At 62.1% G+C, this 17,648-nt stretch carries 11 protein-coding genes; 3 read left to right on the top strand and 8 right to left on the bottom strand.

Annotated elements, in window-relative coordinates:
- Positions 1–7: 7 nt before the first annotated feature.
- On the bottom strand, positions 8–1,420 hold the full coding sequence (locus HX817_RS12205) for an amino acid permease (RefSeq protein ID WP_003216436.1): 1,413 nt from the start codon (positions 1,418–1,420) through the stop codon (positions 8–10).
- A gap of 637 nt (positions 1,421–2,057) precedes the next feature.
- Between HX817_RS12205 and HX817_RS12200 the strand changes: the two genes are divergently transcribed.
- The 3 genes from HX817_RS12200 to HX817_RS12190 all read left to right on the top strand — a co-directional run bounded on the left by HX817_RS12200 (position 2,058) and on the right by HX817_RS12190 (position 11,103).
- Positions 2,058–2,516: a transposase gene (locus tag HX817_RS12200; RefSeq protein ID WP_032899435.1), complete on the top strand. Its 459-nt coding sequence runs from the start codon at positions 2,058–2,060 to the stop codon at positions 2,514–2,516.
- A 253-nt stretch (positions 2,517–2,769) separates the two neighbouring features.
- Entirely contained in the window at positions 2,770–5,862 is a 3,093-nt protein-coding gene (locus tag HX817_RS12195) for a transglycosylase domain-containing protein (protein ID WP_177040303.1), read from the top strand.
- Positions 5,863–5,997: 135 nt separating this feature from the next.
- Entirely contained in the window at positions 5,998–11,103 is a 5,106-nt protein-coding gene (locus HX817_RS12190; protein ID WP_177040302.1) for an NEL-type E3 ubiquitin ligase domain-containing protein, read from the top strand.
- A gap of 13 nt (positions 11,104–11,116) precedes the next feature.
- On the opposite strand, the gene HX817_RS12185 is transcribed toward HX817_RS12190, so the two are convergent.
- The 7 genes from HX817_RS12185 to HX817_RS12155 are packed head-to-tail and all read right to left on the bottom strand — an operon-like array spanning position 11,117 to position 17,636.
- Positions 11,117–12,088 carry a fimbrial protein gene (locus tag HX817_RS12185; protein WP_008435561.1) on the bottom strand — a complete coding sequence of 324 codons (972 nt, stop codon included), beginning with the start codon at positions 12,086–12,088 and terminating at the stop codon, positions 11,117–11,119.
- 36 nt (positions 12,089–12,124) lie between these two features.
- On the bottom strand, positions 12,125–12,658 hold the full coding sequence (locus tag HX817_RS12180; protein WP_087692798.1) for a fimbrial protein: 534 nt from the start codon (positions 12,656–12,658) through the stop codon (positions 12,125–12,127).
- A gap of 11 nt (positions 12,659–12,669) precedes the next feature.
- Complete coding sequence (locus tag HX817_RS12175; protein ID WP_134327276.1) at positions 12,670–13,149, bottom strand: fimbrial protein; 480 nt, start codon at positions 13,147–13,149, stop codon at positions 12,670–12,672.
- 14 nt (positions 13,150–13,163) lie between these two features.
- Positions 13,164–13,661, bottom strand: coding sequence for a fimbrial protein (locus tag HX817_RS12170; RefSeq protein ID WP_177040301.1), 498 nt, complete (start codon positions 13,659–13,661; stop codon positions 13,164–13,166).
- Between the two features lie 10 nt (positions 13,662–13,671).
- Positions 13,672–14,253, bottom strand: coding sequence for a fimbrial protein (locus HX817_RS12165; RefSeq protein WP_003216422.1), 582 nt, complete (start codon positions 14,251–14,253; stop codon positions 13,672–13,674).
- Positions 14,254–14,274: 21 nt separating this feature from the next.
- Complete coding sequence (locus HX817_RS12160; protein WP_177040300.1) at positions 14,275–15,027, bottom strand: fimbria/pilus periplasmic chaperone; 753 nt, start codon at positions 15,025–15,027, stop codon at positions 14,275–14,277.
- Entirely contained in the window at positions 15,024–17,636 is a 2,613-nt protein-coding gene (locus HX817_RS12155) for an outer membrane usher protein (protein WP_177027761.1), read from the bottom strand. The genes HX817_RS12160 and HX817_RS12155 overlap by 4 nt, the downstream gene beginning before the upstream one ends.
- Positions 17,637–17,648 lie beyond the last annotated feature (12 nt).

The following is a 17,648-nucleotide window of genomic DNA, read 5'->3' as shown; positions in this document are numbered from 1 at the left end:
AGGAAACTCAGCTCGCGGTGCGTGCCGCCGCTTGAGTCGGCTGCAACTTGAACACGTAGAACAACACCGTCAGCAGCACCAGGAACACCGGCCCCACGTAGAGCGCCACACGGGTGTCCGGGAAGTACGCCATCAGGCCCACCACCAGCACCAGGAACGCCAAGGCCAGGTAGGAGCTGACCGGGTACAGCCACATGCGGTATTTAAGGCCGTCACGTTCGGCCTGGGTCAGGCTCTTGCGGAACTTGAGCTGGGCCAGGAGGATCATCAGCCAGGTCCAGATCGCGCCGAAGGTAGCGATGGAAGTGACCCAGACGAAGACTTTTTCCGGGACCATGTAGTTGAGCAGCACGCCCAGCAACAGCACGAAGATCGACAGCAGCAGCGCCTTGCGCGGCACGCCGTTGCTTGAGGTGGTACCGAACGTGGCCGGGGCCTGGCCGTTCTGCGCCAGGCTGTAGAGCATGCGCCCGGTGCTGAAGATACCGCCGTTGCACGACGACAACGCCGCGGTGATCACCACGAAGTTGATGATGCCGGCGGCGGTCTTGATACCCAGGCGCTCGAAGGTCATCACGAACGGGCTGCCCTGGGTGCCGATTTCGTTCCACGGGTAGATCGACAGGATCACGAACAACGCACCGACGTAGAACAGCAGGATGCGCCAGAACACCGAGCCGATGGCACTCGGGATGGTCTTCTGCGGGTTCTTCGCTTCACCGGCGGTGAGGCCGATCATCTCCACGCCCAGGTAGGCGAACATCACCATCTGCAGGGACATCAACACACCCTGCACGCCATTGGGCATAAAGCCGCCGTGGGTCCACAGGTTGGAAATGCCCAGGGCCACGCCATCGTTGCCAAAGCCGAACGCGATGATGCCGACGCCGCCGATCACCATGGCGATGATGGTGACGATCTTGATCAGCGCGAACCAGAACTCGAACTCACCGAAGGCCTTGACCGCGATCAGGTTGATGGTGCCCATGCTGATCAGTGCTGCCAGGGCCCAGATCCAGCGGGGTGTATCGGGGAACCACACGCCCATGTACACGGCGACGGCCGTGATTTCTGCCACGCAGGTCACCAGCCACAGGAACCAATAGTTCCAGCCGGTGAGAAAGCCCGCCAGCGGGCCGAGGTAATCCTGGGCGTAGCGGCTGAACGAACCGGCCACCGGGTTGTGCACGGCCATCTCGCCGAGGGCGCGCATGATCACCAGGATCGCCAGGCCGCCGATGATGTACGACAGCATGATCGCCGGGCCGGCCATTTCAATGGCCTTGGCCGAGCCTAGGAACAGGCCGACGCCGATGCATGCACCGAGGGCCATCAGGCGAATATGCCGTTCGCCGAGTTCGCGTTTCAGCGGACCGCCCTGAGCGGTCTCGCCGTGGGGCAGATGATTGCCAGCTGGCATAGGGATACAACCTCGTCTTGTTATTGGATATGAGCCACCGAGTCCGGGGCGTCATGGCGGGTCTGCCATGGCGTACCGTTGCCGGATCACCTTTTGGGTAAAACGGTCTGGCCGGGCCAGATCAGCGGGGGTGCAGTATAAAAAGCTAAACCCAGGGGTTTTCACTCTATAAACGGCAAGATTCAGCGGGAACTCTCGGTAAAGGCGCCTTTTGCGGAGGAGCATCACCTGGTTAGCGTAGGAATCATCGCCACCAAACGGCGGCGAGTATTGCACGGTAATGGTGCAGCGTCATGCCCCTACCTTTGGCGGGTTTACGGGTGGGGGAGGCTCTAGCTCGACGGTTTGGGGTTATGTGGCGGGGTTATCTGTGACGAGCGGGCTTGTCTGTGGCGAGGGGGCTTGTCCCCCGTTGGGCTGCGTAGCAGCCCCAAAACCTGCCATAAGTTCTATCCAGAAAATGCGGTGTCTTTACTGGGGCTGCTGCGCAGCCCAACGGGGGACAAGCCCCCTCGCCACGGACAAGCCCGCTCGCCACAAATCTACCTTCGAGAAACACGCCGACACTGAACTGCAAGAGAGCACTCCACAGCAGCTGCTAACGTCAATTGACTACTTCCCCTCAAGGAGCAAAGGAATGCTTCATCAACCCAACTCTCATCTGTTACGCCGTGGTCGACATTCAGAATCTGGCCGTCCTTATCTGATTACCGCCGTGGTTCACAACCGGCAACCCCTGTTCAAAGACTTCCATTTGGGAAGACTACTGGTAGCAGAATTCAGGAAGACCCATGAATTGGGAATGGTCGACTCTCTGGCATGGGTCGTCATGCCTGATCACTTTCATTGGCTATTTGAGCTGCAAGGCACAACGTTGTCGCAGGCTGTGGGACGTACCAAATCCCGCAGCACCCTCACCATTAATCGCGCACGCGGCAGCAAAGAACGATTCTGGCAACTTGGCTACCATGACCGAGCAGTGCGTAGCGATGAAGACCTTCGCAAAATTGCCCGCTACATCATCGCCAATCCTCTGCGAGCGGGCCTGGTCGAACATATTGGTGACTACCCACTATGGGACGCAGCCTGGCTCTGATTTTTCCTGTGTGGAGAGGGCTTGTCTGTGGCGAGGGGGCTTGCCCCCCGTTGGGCTGCGCAGCAGCCCCAGTAAACACACCGCATTTCTTCAGGAAGATCTTCATGGCAGGTTTTGGGGCTGCTGCGCAGCCCAACGGGGGACAAGCCCCCTCGCCACAAACAGCATCACACTCACAAATCCCCCCCACTCGCCCACCACCGTCTAAGCTTCAACCAAGTCCGATCAATCTACGTAAATGGATCAATCGACTATGGGCGCTTTATGGCAAAACGCTTCGACCAAGGCTGCGGTGTCCACCGATAGCCCGGATGAACAGCCGTTGCCACAAAGCCCTCCTCCCCGCCGACGGTTGTGGTGGCGGCTGTTCTGGCTGGTGCTGCTGATTGCGCTGATCGCCCTGGGCTTTGCCGCCCTGCGGGAAATGCGCACTTCAAGGTTGCAGGCCAAGACCTTCTCCGACATTGCCTCAACCCTCACCTACCAAATGCATTCGGGCCCCAGCGATGCACGGGTTTACCCTGGCGCCGGGCCCTTTGACAAGCGCCTGGGCTACAGCGCCCTCGGCGAGTTCCTGCCGCGCTTGATCAAGCGTGACTACCTGATCCAGGCTCAAGCGCGCTTCTCCCCCGACCTGATGGCCTACGCCCAGCGCGGCCTGTTCGTGCCCTACCCGGAAAAGATCCAGGCCGGCCTGACCATCACCGATTGCCGCGCCGCGCCGCTGTATCAGTTCACGTATCCACAACAGTTCTACCCAAGCTTTGCGGCGATCCCGCCGGTGGTGGTCAGCAGCCTGCTGTTTATCGAAGACCGCGACCTGCTGGACCCGAAAAACCCGCAACTCAACCCGGCCGTGGATTGGCCGCGCTTTGCCAAGGCCGCCTGGTCCCAGGTGGCGAAGCTCTTGCACCTGCCCGGCCAGACGGCAGGCGGCAGTACCCTGGCCACGCAGCTGGAAAAATACCGCCACTCGCCCGACGGCCTGACCCTGTCCGGCGGCGAGAAAATCCGCCAGATGATTTCTGCCAGCGTGCGCGCGTATCAGGACGGCCCGCAAACCCTTGCCGCTCGCCAGGACATCGTGCGCGACTACCTCAACAGCGTGCCCCTGTCGGCGGTACCCGGCCATGGCGAAGTGCACGGCATGGCCGAAGGCTTGCGCGTGTGGTACGGCGCCGACTTCAACCAGACAAACGCGCTGCTCATCGGCACCGACCCCAAACAGCTGCCGCAAAAGGGTCTGGCGTTGCGCGAGGTGCTGTCGCTGATGATCGCCCAGCGTCGCCCGTCTCACTATCTGTCCAAGGGCCACAAGGAACTGGCGGACCTCACCGACAGCCACATCCGCCTGCTCGCACAAAACAACGTGATCGACCCGGCGCTGGCCAGCGCAGCCCTCGCCAGCAAAGTCACCTACCGTGACTGGCAGCAACAACCGACGATCCAGCCAATCGAAACCAACAAGGGCATCAGCGTCGCCCGCACTCGCCTGGCCGCCCTGCTCAACCAGCCGCTGTACGACCTCGACCGACTCGATCTCTCTGCCACGAGCACCTTGCAAGCCGACCTGCAAAGCCAGGCCAGCACGTACCTCAAGCAACTCGCCGACCCCGCCTTCGCCGCGCAGATCGGCCTGCTCGGGCCCACGCTGCTGACGCCCGCCAGCACCGCTCAGGTTCGCTACAGTTTCAACCTCTACGAGATGACACCCGACGGTGCCCGCGTGCGCGTGCAAACCGACAGCACCGACCAGCCATTCGACATCAACGAAGGCAGCAAGCTGGAACTGGGTTCAACCGCCAAGCTGCGGGTGATGACCACCTACCTGCAAATCGTCAGCGAGTTGCACGACAAATACGGCGCGATACCCGCTGCCCAACTGCGCAAGATTCCGGTGGACGACCAGGACCGCATCACCCGCTGGGCCCTCGATTACCTGATCCAGAACAGCGACCGCAACCTGCCGGCCATGCTCGACGCCGCCCTCAATCGCCAATACTCGGCCAACACCGGCGAAGGCTTTTTCACCGGCGGCGGCATGCACCACTTCCACAACTTCCGCAGCCAGGACAACGGCCGCAATCCCACCTTGATCGAGGCCCTGCGCGAGTCCATCAACCTGCCGTTCATTCGCTTGATGCGCGACCTGGTGCGCTACACCACCTACCAGGGCCCGAACAACAGCGCCGAGTTGCTCAAGGACGACAACGACCCGCGCCGCCAGGAATACCTGGCCCAGTTTGCCGACCGCGAGGGCACTACGTTCCTGCTCAAGTTCTGGAAAAAGTACCGCAACAAAGATACCCAGGCGCGCCTCGATACTTTCCTCGATGGCATGCACCCCACCGCCATCCGCCTGGCCGCCGTACACCGCTACCTGCTGCCCAACGCCAGCCAGGCGAGTTTCAACAGCTTCGTCCGCTCGCACTTGAGCAGCGTCAAAAGCCCTGAAAAACTCACCGACGAGCGCCTCGAAAAGCTCTACCAGAATTACGGCCCCGGCGCCTACGACCTGCCTGACCAAGGCTATATCGCCAAGGTTCACCCGCTGGACCTGTGGCTGATGGGCTACCTGCTGAACAACCCCAACGCCACCTTCACCCAGGCCACCGCCGCCAGTGAACACGAGCGCCAGGAGGTTTACAGCTGGCTGTTCAAGAGCCGCCACAAGAGTGCCCGCGACAGCCGCATCCGCACCATGCTGGAGATCGAAGCGTTCCTCGATATTCACCAGCGCTGGCAAAAAGTCGGCTACCCCTTCGACCATCTGGTGCCGTCGCTTGCCACGGCCATCGGCAGCTCCGGCGACCGCCCGGCGGCCCTGGCGGAACTGGTGGGGATCATCCTCAACGATGGCGTGCGCCAGCCCACCCTGCGTATCGACAGCCTGCGCTTTGCCGCCGACACCCCGTACGAAACCCGCTTGGTCAACGACCCCAATCGCGGCAAGCGCGTGATGCCTTCCGAGGTGGCCACGGCACTCAAGGGGGCGCTGTCCCAGGTGGTGGACGCGGGCACTGCACGACGCGTGTCCGGCAGTTTCAAACTGGCGGACGGTACGCCTTTGGCCATGGGCGGCAAGACCGGTACCGGCGACAACCGGATCGAAGCCATCGGCGCCGGTGGGCGGATCCTCAGCTCCAAGGCGATCAACCGCACGGCGACCTTCGTGTTCTACATCGGCGAGCATCATTTCGGCACGCTGACCGCCTTCGTCCCCGGCGCTTCGGCCCAGGGTTTCAAGTTCACTTCGGCGTTGCCGGTACAGGTACTCAAGGGCATGGCGCCGATTCTTACGCCCTATCTGCAACCGGGCAACAACAGCTTATGCAGCGTGCGCTGATGGGCCTATCCCTGCGCTTTTCACTTGCGGATTACTGAGGGATCCGCCGCGGTTTCCACCCACTATTCAAACTTATCCGCAGCCGTGCCGGTGCATAGACTCAAGCCTTCTTTTTGAGCTCTACAGGTTGCCCCCATGGCCGACATACCCGACCAGTCCCTGCACCACGCGTTTATCGAAAACGCCCTGCCGCACTGGCTGAAAACCACCTCGCCACTCCGCCTGCGCGCACTCAACGACGTCGCCCACCAAGGCATCCGCCACTATCCCCATGCCAGCGCCAGCCAGCATCAAGCGCTCAAGCCCGCGATCGCCGCACACTGGCAGCAGCAGGCTGCGATGGACCAGCGATTCCAGGCATTGACCGACGTGTACGCCTTCGCCGAACCGCTGCTGAAAAATGCCTTGAAGGCCTATGGCGAGATTGACGTCAGAACCACCTGCCTGCGGCTGTATGCCAGCGCCAAAGTTGCCTGGTGGGTGCACGATTTCAATCGTGGGGAGCAAAGCAAAACCCTGTCGCTGCTGGACGTCGCGCTGGCCAACTTTGCCGCCTCGGACACCTTCGTCGACTACGCCTTCCTGTCCGCCGAAGACCCACGCGGGCAGCGGGATACACTGACCTTGCGCCACTCCATCACCGGCGCCGTATTGACCGCTGAACAGTTCAAGCACATCTGCCGCACCCTGGACCTGGGCGCCCGCTACCAGAAAAGCCTGCGCCAGGCCCTGGGATTCTATGACCCGGCGGTGACCCGGGCCGTGCGCCTGCAGATGGTTGCCACTCAGAAGACTGCCCTGGGTACGGCGGCGCACCTGGCCTTGATCAACCGGGACATCGACGCCGATGCCCACGGCGCCGTGCTCGACCTGATCGCCGGCCGCGTCGCGCTGCTGGACGGTCAGGCGCTTGGATGCCATACCCTGAGCCTGATGAACACGGCATTGACCGGCATCCTGTTGCTGTTTGTCCCGCAGCCCACCCGACCCGTCGGCAAGGTGCTGGTGTACATCCCCGCAGACCCCGAACACCCTCTGAAGCAATACCCTTCGCCTGCGGCCTTCCTCAGCCACCTCACGGAAAAACTGCGGGACAGCCAGCGCTACCAGACCTTCTTCAGCCAGTTCATCGACCACGCCAGGCGCGGTGAATTCTTTGCCGGGCTCAATACACGCTTGAGCCGTGTTCGCTGGCATCAAACCGCCCACACCGACCCGCGCCCCAGCTGGCGCGATACCCCGACCACCCAGCCAAACCTGCAATTCAGCGTGCAGGCTATCGGTGACGATCACGTCAATCGCTCAACGCTCGCCGCCGAAAATGACCTGTGGAATTACCAGTACCGCCTCAAGTTGAACAAGATCGTCAACGATGCCCTGGACATCGCCGTGCCCACCGCCACCGCCGACCGCCACGCGCGCTGGGCCTGGTGGGACAACCTGGAAAAAATCCTCGGGGATATCTTCAATGCGGCGCTGCTGGTGCTGACGCCCTTCGTGCCGCTGCTGGGTGAAGCGATGCTCGCCTACAGCCTGTACCAGATCACCGACGAGGTGTTCGAGGGGATTGTCGATTGGGCCCAGGGGCGTGGTGCCGAGGCGGCGGAGCAAGTGGTCGCGGTGGCCGACAGCGTGATCCAGTTTGCCTTGTTCGGTGCTGCCAGCCAGTTGGGCCATGTCGCACGGCTCAAGCTCAGCCCCTTCGTCGAAGGCTTGCGCCCGGTGGTGCGGCCCGACGGCAGCACGCGCCTGTGGCACCCGGATATTGCGCCCTATGCTGTGAAAAACCTCGACCAGCCGCCCATTGTCGACGGCCTGCACACCCATCGGGGCAAGCAGATCCTCGCGCTGCAAGGTACTCACTTCGAAGTGCAGGCAGACCCTGAAACCGGCGACACGCGTATCGCTCACCCGGAGCGCGCCAACGCCTATCAACCCCTGGTGCGGTTCAACGGCGACGGCGCCTTCGTACATGAAGCCGAGCAACCGCGCACCTGGGACAGCGCCACGCTGATGCGCCGCCTGGGGCCGCGCACGGCGCCCTTCAGCAACCAGCAACTGCAGCAGATGCAACGCATCAGCGGTGCCGACGACGGTGTGCTGCGCAACCTTTACGTGCAAAACCGGCCGACCCCGCCGCTGCTGGAAGCGACCCTCAATCGCTATGAAGCCCAGCACGCTGCCACACAGACCGTGCACACCATTCGCGCCGGCGCACCGCTGCCGCTGGATGCGACGTCCGCCTGGTTCGAGCAGACCATCACCGAGCTGCCGGGCTGGCCCCAAACCAAGGCATTGGAAGTGTTCGTGCGCTCGGACAAGAGCGGTGACTCCCACAAGTACGCCAACCCGCAGGCATCGCCGGCCGACACGCTGCAATTGAGCCTGGCCGAGGTGATGTCCGGCGAGTTGCCGGCGCGGGTGCTGGAGTTTCTCGATGAGCCGTCGATCAGGCACCTGCTGGGCGGCGACGTGCCGCAAGCACTGCGCGTGCAAACCTTGCGCGATCAACTGGCGGACTCGGTGGCGCGCCAGACCGGTGACATCGCCGACTACATCCATCAGGCCCGCCAGGTCAGCGCCGATCCCCATGAACGCCGTTTGCGCGAACAGGTCAGCCCGCTGGACCGGCCGCTGGCCGACACCCTGCTGGCCGGCACAACCCCGGCCGAACGGCAAACCCTGGACCACCACGTACCGCTGCGCCTGCTCAATCAGGCCAGGGAACTGAGCTTCGCCCAGCACAGTGTCCAGGCCTACGCGGGGTTCTTCCCGCCCTGGGCGATCACCGAAGGTACCGAACGCCTGGTGCTCAATACCCTCAAGCGCTACAGCGATGGCTTTGGCGACCTGCACCTGCAAATCCGCGATCGCCTGGTCAGCGGTACGCTGCGTTGTGAAGCCGGGCCGGCCGATGCCCGCCGGCGCCGGGTGCTGGTGCGCCAGAACGACATGGGCTACGAACTGTTCGATCAGCAGGGCCAGCGCCTGCATGGGCCGGATACCCTGTATGAATGCCTGTTGCGCGCGCTGTCCGAAGCGCAGCAACGTGAACTGGGCTACCGGCCCGGCCAGGGCGCCGGGCTCAAGCATTGGCTGATGGAAACCCTCGAACCCCTGGCCGAACGGCGCCGGGTGCTGGCCGAGCCACCGCTGCGCAGTACGGCAGATGTGCAGACCACCACCCTGCTCGGCGGCGCGGCCCTCGGCGGGTTGCGCCGCGCCCAGGAGCACTTGGGCCAGGCCCGCGCCCGGGAGGTGCTGGCCAGTCTGTTCCCGACCCTGGAGGAGGAACGCCTGCAGCGGTTCCTCAATGAGATCGGCCCGGGGCTGAACAACGATGTCCTCAATCGCCTGGTCCTGCAGCGGCACAACCTGTACCGGGAGCTGGAGCAATGGAAGCGCCTGCCCGGCCCCCATCCCAAAAACAGCCGCATGGCCCGGGAGGAAAAACTGCGTAAAAATATCATTGCGCACAAACTCTATCGCTGCTGGGAAGACCGCCTCGCCGAGCACCGCGACGACTTGGGCCAGGTGCAGAGCGGCGCGAGCCTGGACCTCAGCGCCCTCGACCTGCCCGGCAGCCTGCCGCTGCTGGGCAATGGTTTCGAGCACGTCACCCAACTGAAGCTGGCCAACTGCATGTTCAACGACAGCCAGTGGCCCTTTCTGCAGGCATTCCCGTCCCTGCGGGAGCTGGACGTCAGTGCGAACGAACTGACGCGGCTGCCCGAGCCCATCGCCAACATGCGCTACCTGCGCGACCTCAACCTGGGGGAAAACCAGATCACGCTGCTCAACGGCGACGTTGCGCGCCTGAAAAACCTCAAGCACCTGCGCAACCTGAACCTGTACCGCAACCCGCTGACGCAGCCACCGAACATCTCGAAAATGCCGCACCTGCGCCGCCTGTTCCTGAGCCGCACCCCCATCACCCAATGGCCCACCGGGCTGTTTGCCCACCCACGGGAGGAGGGTTTCCTGCTGGACCTGAGCCAAACCCGGATTGATCATGTGCCAGCGCTCATGGCCGATAGCGCCGAGGCCCGGACCGTCGCCCATACCCGCCTGGACCGCAACACCCTGCTCAACGACCAGCGCCTGCTGTACGAGCAGTACCGCGAAGCCGCCGGACTGGACCCCAACCGCAGCTATGAACCCCGTGGAGAGAGCGGCCCGTGGCTGGAACGGGTCAGACCGCCGTTACTGGGCAGGCGCCAGGAGCTGTGGCAAGCGGTGGAGCGCGAGCACGGCTCCCAGGGTTTGTTCGAGGTGTTCAAGGCCCTTGAAGCGCCCGACTTCTTCCAGCGGCCCCAGGACATGGACACCTATTGGGACAATCTTGAAACGTTGCGCGAGCGCGTCTGGCGTTTGCTGGAGGCGGCCCACAACGATACGGCGCTGCGTGAAAAGCTGTTCAAGATGGCCAGTTTTCCCGGCCTGTGCGCCGACGGCAGTGCACAGATTTTCAATGACCTGGGCATCGAAGTGCTGGTCAGCGAAGCCCAGCGTTACTCCGCCTCGGCCAGCGAGCGCGAGGGCAAACTGGTGACGCTGGCAAAGGGCAATGCACGGCTCAAGCAATTGAACCGCATCGCCAGCGAGGACATTGCCCATCGGCTCAAACCCGAAGCCGAAGGCGGCCTCGGCCAATGGCTGCGTTCGCAACGACGGGAGGGCGTGATGGGTAACGTGGACGACGTGGAGGTCTACCTGAGCTACCAGACCTCCCTGGCCAAGCGCCTCGACCTGCCCTGGCTGTCGGAACACATGCTGTACCGCGACACCGGCGACGTAAAACCCACGCAGATCGAACAGGCCTACAGCACGGTGCTGGAGCTGGGCGAAGGCGATGGCCTGGTCAACCAGATGTTGCTGGAGCCCTATTGGGAAGAGTACCTGCACGACCACCACCCGAACACCCTTGAGGCCAATGCCCGGCATTTCGACGAGCAATGCGCGCGCCTTGATGAGTTGCAGGAAGCCCAGGCCAGGCTGGCCCAGGCCAACGGCTTACCCGACGAGCAGAAAGAAGCGTTGAGGCTCACGCTGATCGGTCTCGCCGACGCCCTGGGTGTACCGCACCCGCAGGTGCTGACCGGGCAACCCATGACGGACGACAGCTACAACCTGCTGCTCAACGAACTGGGCTACCGCGAAAAACAATGGATGCGCGAGTTGACCCACCAGGCTTTGGAACGCCACAGCCAACAACGTAACCGCGTCACGCGCCAGGTCTGACCGTATGGGTGTGTCATGGCACCCCCATTACCAGTACGCCGCTGCCGTTCAACGGCCCCTCGACAGGCAGGGACCCCGCCTGCTTGACCAGGGCGAACGTTACAACGTCGCTCCCGGAACTGTTGGTGATACGGGTCAGGAACGAGCCATTGACTCGAACCGCAGTCCCCTGACGGACAAGGGCCGTGCCCACGTTCGGATTGCTCATCACCAGCGCATTGGCGTTGAACGAGGACGGCGTGCCTTTGTAGGTAATGGTGATCGGCGTGGTAATCCCCGGGTCCGGGCACCGGTAGGTGAGCGTGCGATCGGTACGAACGGTGGTTGATACGGGGTCGGTGCCTATCGCCCTCTGGTGCACGTTGCCGAAGTTGATTTCGATCGGTTGGTTATTGTTGATCGTGCACGACGACGGGGAGATGGTGAAGTCGTTGTTGGCGATGTACGTAAGCTGCAGGCTCGTGGAAAAGGAATCGTAGTTGTTGGTCTGGTCGAGACGTAACACGCCCAGAGTGTCACCTATTCGAATGTCGATCGGGTTGGTCGGGTTGTTGCGGATCAATATATAAGGGATGACATCGATCGGGATCGGAGACGTATTGTTAGGCATGGTCGCAATCCTGATACCCGCCTGGATAGGCGTGTTCCAATAACTGCCATTGATACGCAAGCCGGTCGTCTGGCTGACGAACTTCGGACCAGGCGACCAGGCCGGGCCGATCCTCGTCCCGGTGGCCCAGTAGTCCTGCCGTCCATCCGGGGTATAGCTGTCCGGTTCAAACCGGCATTCGATCCTCACCCCGGACAGGAGAATGCGCGGCTCATTCACCTCCAGCCGCACATTCACCGGAACCTGCAGGTTCAACGTCCCGCCAATGCTCACCCGTTGCCAATTGCCGCCATTGACCCGGCAATCAGCCGCTTTCACGGTCGTCGTGACGCCAGCCAGGGCAAGCAGCACAACGGCTCCAAATAGTCGTTTCATGTTGTTCTCTTTCATCCCATGCATAACGGTTTAGCGTTACGGATAATCCAGCGTAAACGTCGAAGTCACACGGTAGCTGCCGTGCCCGATGGTCTTGTCCCGCAGGGCATCCGGCTCACCCTGCACATAGGCCTTGAGCAGGATGACGTTGTTGCCGGGGCTCAATTTCTGTTCGTCGCCGACCTTGTTCACCGGCACCGGCTTGTCGCTCAGTGTCTCCAAACCCAGCCCGATACCAGAGGCACCGCTGCCACCGTCCAGCGCAAACAAACCGGGCAGCGCGCGGTTTTCCGCACCGTTGAACAGGATGGTCACCGAGTCGCTGATGGTGGTATTGCAGTCATCCAGGTGCAGGGTGAAACGTTTGCCCACTGAGCGTGTGTTGATGTAGAGGTGCTTGCTGGTCAGGTCCCACAGCTCCAGGGTGATGGCTTCATCGCCCGGGCGGATGGTGCAGGCCTGTTCCACCAGGTTGCCCTTGAACCTCAGGTTGTCCACCGCCTGCGCCGTGGCCGCCAGGCCGAAGGTCAGCAGCAGGACCAGCCCCTTATGAATCATTGCGTGTCGCATACACTCGACTCCTACTGGTATTCAGCCAACAGCGTGGCCACCGCCGTGAACCCTTGGGCCTTCAGGACCGAACCCGGCCGTTTGACCGGCACCACTTCCAAGGTCGGCGGTGCCGCCAGGCTGATGTCCAGCGGCGTGTTGAGGCGAAACGGCGCGTTGTTCTGGTACAGCCGAATCCCCAGGTCAGGCGCAGTGGTCTGCAGGGCCGCGTTATCAAAGGTTGTCTCTGCGCCCTTGACGCTCAACTTCAACAGCCACGGCAGCGTGGAGGCGCCGCAGCGGATGGTGTAGCCGACGGCCCTGCGATATTTCACGCCATCAACACGCTTGGTGCCGACATCCCCGAAATCGACTTCAATCGTGCTGCCCGAATCAATCGTGCAGGGCGGCGGCTCGTTCAGCGTTCCGTTGAACGTCAGGTTGGCCGACGCAGCACTGAAAAAGCCGAAGCAACACAAGCCGAGCAACGTTCGCTGTGGCCAACATTTCATTGATCGTTTCCTCATTATTGGTACTCGATCACGAGGGTGGCGGCGGTCGCAAATGCCCCGCCCGTCAGCGTGCTGCCTGCGCGCTTGACCGGCACCGCCTGCACGGCCGGAAAGGTCGGATGGGTAAACCTGAGCGGCGTGTTCAGCGGCCAGTCCGCCCCATTGGCGAAGAGCTTGACCCCCAGGTCGGTCTTGGGGGTCGAGAGCACTTTGTTATCAAACCCAGCTGCCGCGCCCTTGAGTTCCAGGGTCATCGCGTTGCTGTAAACGGGAGGACTGCAGGTGACGGTATACGGCACGTCCCGTCGATAATTCACGCCATCAATCCGTGACGTCAGCAGGTCATTGCCGAACGGCACATTCAGTGTGCCGCCGCTGTTAATCACGCACGGTGGAGGTGCAATGATGGTCGCGCGGATCGTCAGGTTGGTATCGGCCTGCACGCCCTGGCTGACCACCCACAGCAGTCCCGCACCGATAAAAATGGCCCACGGGCCGGTTAACCTGGTCATTGTTCTGCCCTTACTCATAATTGAGCCTGAAATCCACCACGGCCCGGAATGCACCGCTGGTCAGGGGTGCCGGGGTGCGCGTGGGCTGGACGTTCCAGGTCTGCGTGTTGCGGCCCAAGGGCAAGAACAATGGCTCCCCCCTTGAACCCAGCTGTACATCGCGCCCCTGGGAATCGGTCAGGCGCAGGCCCATCCCGGTGATGCCTTGCACCTTGACCAGCCGTGAATCGTCGGCATCGGCTGGTGCGATGAACGCTACCGAGAGCACCGGTTGATAAGCACTCCATGTCAGGTTCCCCGTGCGCTCACTGGCGATGCGGCCGGCGGTGCGCCGACAATCCTCGAACAGCAGTTGAAAGGCCACGGAGGTCGCCTGGTCACCCGGCCGTTGCAACTGGCTGGCCGATACCGGGCCCAGGTCGATCGTCTGGTGCAGGGATGCCATCTCCAGGCTGCAGGGGGTTTCATGCATGGACCCGAGAATGTTGAGCATCCCGACCATGCCCTCCACATCCTCGTCATCCGCGGCGTGCGCCGGCCCCATCAGGGCCAGCAACAGACCGCCCAAGACCTTCACTGTGTGCAACTTCATGACGTTCTCCGGCAGCAGGCACTACTGATTGGCCACAGACAGTTGCGTGTTCACCTTGCACGTCTCGCCACTGCAGGTGAACGCCAGCAGCGGACGGCCACCGTAATCATTCACGTAGGACAAATACGGGGTTGTGCCGAGCTCCTTGGCAGTCGGCCCCAGGGCCTGCGTGCCTTTGGGCGGGACCATCACCGGCTCGAAGCCCGGTATGGTCTTGCCGTCCTTGCTGCTGCGCGCATCCACCAGGGTCACGTAGTAAGGCGTGGGGTTATTCACCTGGTAGTGATCGCCTTGCCGGGTAAGGGTCAGCTTTTCCTGCCATGGGTTGGACAGGTCCTGCTGGGTGGGGGTAATTGCCTGCGGCCGGTAAAACAATTTGATCCGGGTTTGCAGGGCGATTTGCAGGGCGTTGGGCTTGTCGCTGCGCGGCGGAATTTCCCGCAGGTTGAAGTAGTAGACCGTCTCCCGATCCTGGGGCAGCGATTTGGCGGCCGGCAACGCCTGGACTTTTACCTGGCTTTGCTTGCCGGGCTCCAGGCGTTGGACCGGTGGCAGCACGATCAACGGCGAGGTGATCTTGTTGCCCTCTTCATCCTCGATCCAGCCCTGGGCCAGGTACGGCAACTGGGGGTTGTTGTTGGTGATGTTGACGCTGGTTGCGTCTTTGCCACCGTCGAAAATCACGCGGGTACGGTCCAGGCCGACAGCGGCGTTGGCGCTCTGGCTCAAGACCGCCAGCAGCAGTGCATAGGTAAAACGTGTGCTGTGTTTCATGAGGATGGGTTCTCCATAGTGTTTCGCTGGCCGGTCAGGGTGGCTGGCTCGGGTGAGGCTTGATCGACGGCTACCCTCTGGCAGCGCAGTTGCAGGGCATCGGTGAACGCATCCGTTGGCAACTCGACGGGCAGCGTCAGGACGCAACGCTCGGTGCCGCCCCAACTGACGATCATCTGCTCGCCGGCCTGAATGCCGCTCAGGTAGACATCCCCGCCGTCATTCACCACCCCGGTGTCCTGCTGCTTGCGGTTTTTCACCGTGGCGCCGAAGGGCGGTGCGCTGCCATCCGGCAGGCGAAGAACCGCCATGGCCTTCTGGCCGGAAATCACTTCCAGGGATCGGTAGCCAATGGCCCCCTCGGTGAGGGTCAGTTGCGTCACGGATTGAGTGGCCTCGACATCGCTGGGCAATTTCTCCAGGTCAACACTGGCCGCCGTACGCTGGTAGCTGGTGATGTCGGAGATGACCGCCTTGCCGAACGCGTTGCTGCGGGTCGGCGTGCCGTAGCCCCGCACGGGCACATCGGGCACACCGGCGGTATCGACCAGCAGCCGGGTTCCGCCGGTACTGGTGGTTCGATGCAGCGCCCCGCCGTAAGGCGTGAGCGTGCCGCCGCCACGCACGGATGCGCTGAGGGTGCGGTTATTGCCTTGTTGCGTCGTGGCGCTGAGGTCGATGTCGGCCTGGTCACCAATATGGCTCAGGTAGCCGCTGGCCGAGGTGTCGCTGGCACTGACCTGGTAGCTGTTACGTTCATCCAGGCGATCGGCGTAGCGTGTGGTAAAGCTGTTTTTGCCGCCGGCCCTGTTGGCATCCATCGACAGGGTGCCGGTGGGTCCCAATGGCAGGCTGACCGTCAGCGCTGCTCCGTTGTCCTTATATTGGTATTCATGGGTGCGATATAAATTCAGCGACAGGCTCATGTTCCTGACAGAGCCCACGTTGAAGTAACGAGACGCCGACAGGTTCCAGCGCTGGGTGTCCGGCCGGTTCCAATAGGTTTGTTTGTTGTAGCTGGCATACACCGTGGTGTTCAGATCGCGGAACTGTTTGTTCACCGTGACCGTATACAGCGCCTTGTTACCGCCAATGGGTTTCCAGTGTTCAATGAAGTTACCGTCTTCATCGAACACGCCGCGCCCACCCAATTCACCGTTCAACCCATAGTGCCGAGCATCCAGGTATTGGCTCATGCTCAAGTAGTTCTTCTCGGAGAACCGGTAACCGGCGAAGGTGACCTGGCTGTCGTACTCTTCAAAGTTCTTGGAATATTGAAGGCGGTAGGATTTGCCCGAAAGTGTCTGGTTCCACAGGCTGGCGCGAGACTGGGTGACGTCCAGGGAAACGGCCCCGAACGCCAGCAAATCCCGCCCCGCCCCCACCGACAGCGCACGGTAGTTGTTATCCGTTATCGCACCGCCCAGCAGCGACCAACCATTGCTGATTCCCCAGGAAAATTCGCCGGTGCCGAAAAAGTCACCGTGGGAGTGGTACTGCAGGTTGGACGGTCGCCCGGCAGACAGCTTGTAACGAACCTGCCCGGGACGCGTCAGGTAGGGAACGCCTGCCGTATCGAGCTGGAATTTCTGTACCGAACCGTCCTGCTCCTCGACCCGCACATCCAGCGTGCCGGACACGGCGTCGTTAAGGTCCTGGATCCGAAAAGGGCCTGCCGCCACCAGCGTTTCATAGAGCACACGCCCCTGCTGGCTGATGACAACCTTTGCATTGGTCTTGGCCACCCCGACCACTTCCGGTGCATAGCCCCGCAGGTTGGGCGGCAGCTGGCTTTCGTCTGACTTGAGCCCGGCACCGGTAAAGCGGAAGCTGTCGAACAGGTCCGAATACAGGTAGTCCTCGCCCAACACCAGGCGTGCCTTCAGCGCAGGAATGGCGCGATATGCGTAATAGCGACTCCACTCCAGTTTTTGCCGGCTGGCCTGCGCCTCGCGGTCTTTCTCGACACGCCCTTGCCAATCCGCCCGCAGGCGCCAGGCCCCGGCATTGGCCCCGAGTGTGCCGTTACCGCTGAGGTCATTGCGCGTACCGTCACCTTTGCGGTAGCTGGACTGCGCCGTCATGTTGTAGTCGACCAGCAGCCCCGGCACCCCCTCGTCCCAACGTGACGGCGGGTCCCAGTTGATGGCGCTGTATTCCAGGTAGGCCTGGGGAAGGTTGATGTCCAGGGTGGACGTGCCCAGGTCGGCACTGACTTCCATGCCGGGCAAGCCCATGACATCCAGGCACTGCCCGCCCTTCCACCACTTCAGCTGGTCAGCACCGGACGCCTTGAGGCCCAGTTGCTCGACAAGCTCGCGCGATAAACAGGGCACACTGCCTTTGGGATCATCATCGGGGGCAAAGAACGCCACCGATTGTTCAGATATAGGTTGGGTATTGAGCTGGACCACCATCGAGTAGGTGCCAGGCAAGATAAACCCACTGCGTGCAAACTGAGACAGGTCAATATTGGAGCGATCAATCAGATCAAGAACGTCGGTATTAAACTCAATATCCCCGGCGCCCATTGCAGTTCCAGCCAGTGATATCAACCCGCCAAAGAGGCTGGGGCGCAGCGTATTCATGACTTTCGACGTATTCAACATACACGCAACTCA

Origin of the sequence: Pseudomonas sp. C6002 (assembly GCF_013385805.1) — a bacterium.
Lineage (GTDB): Bacteria > Pseudomonadota > Gammaproteobacteria > Pseudomonadales > Pseudomonadaceae > Aquipseudomonas.
This window is presented reverse-complemented; position numbering and strand designations above follow the sequence as displayed.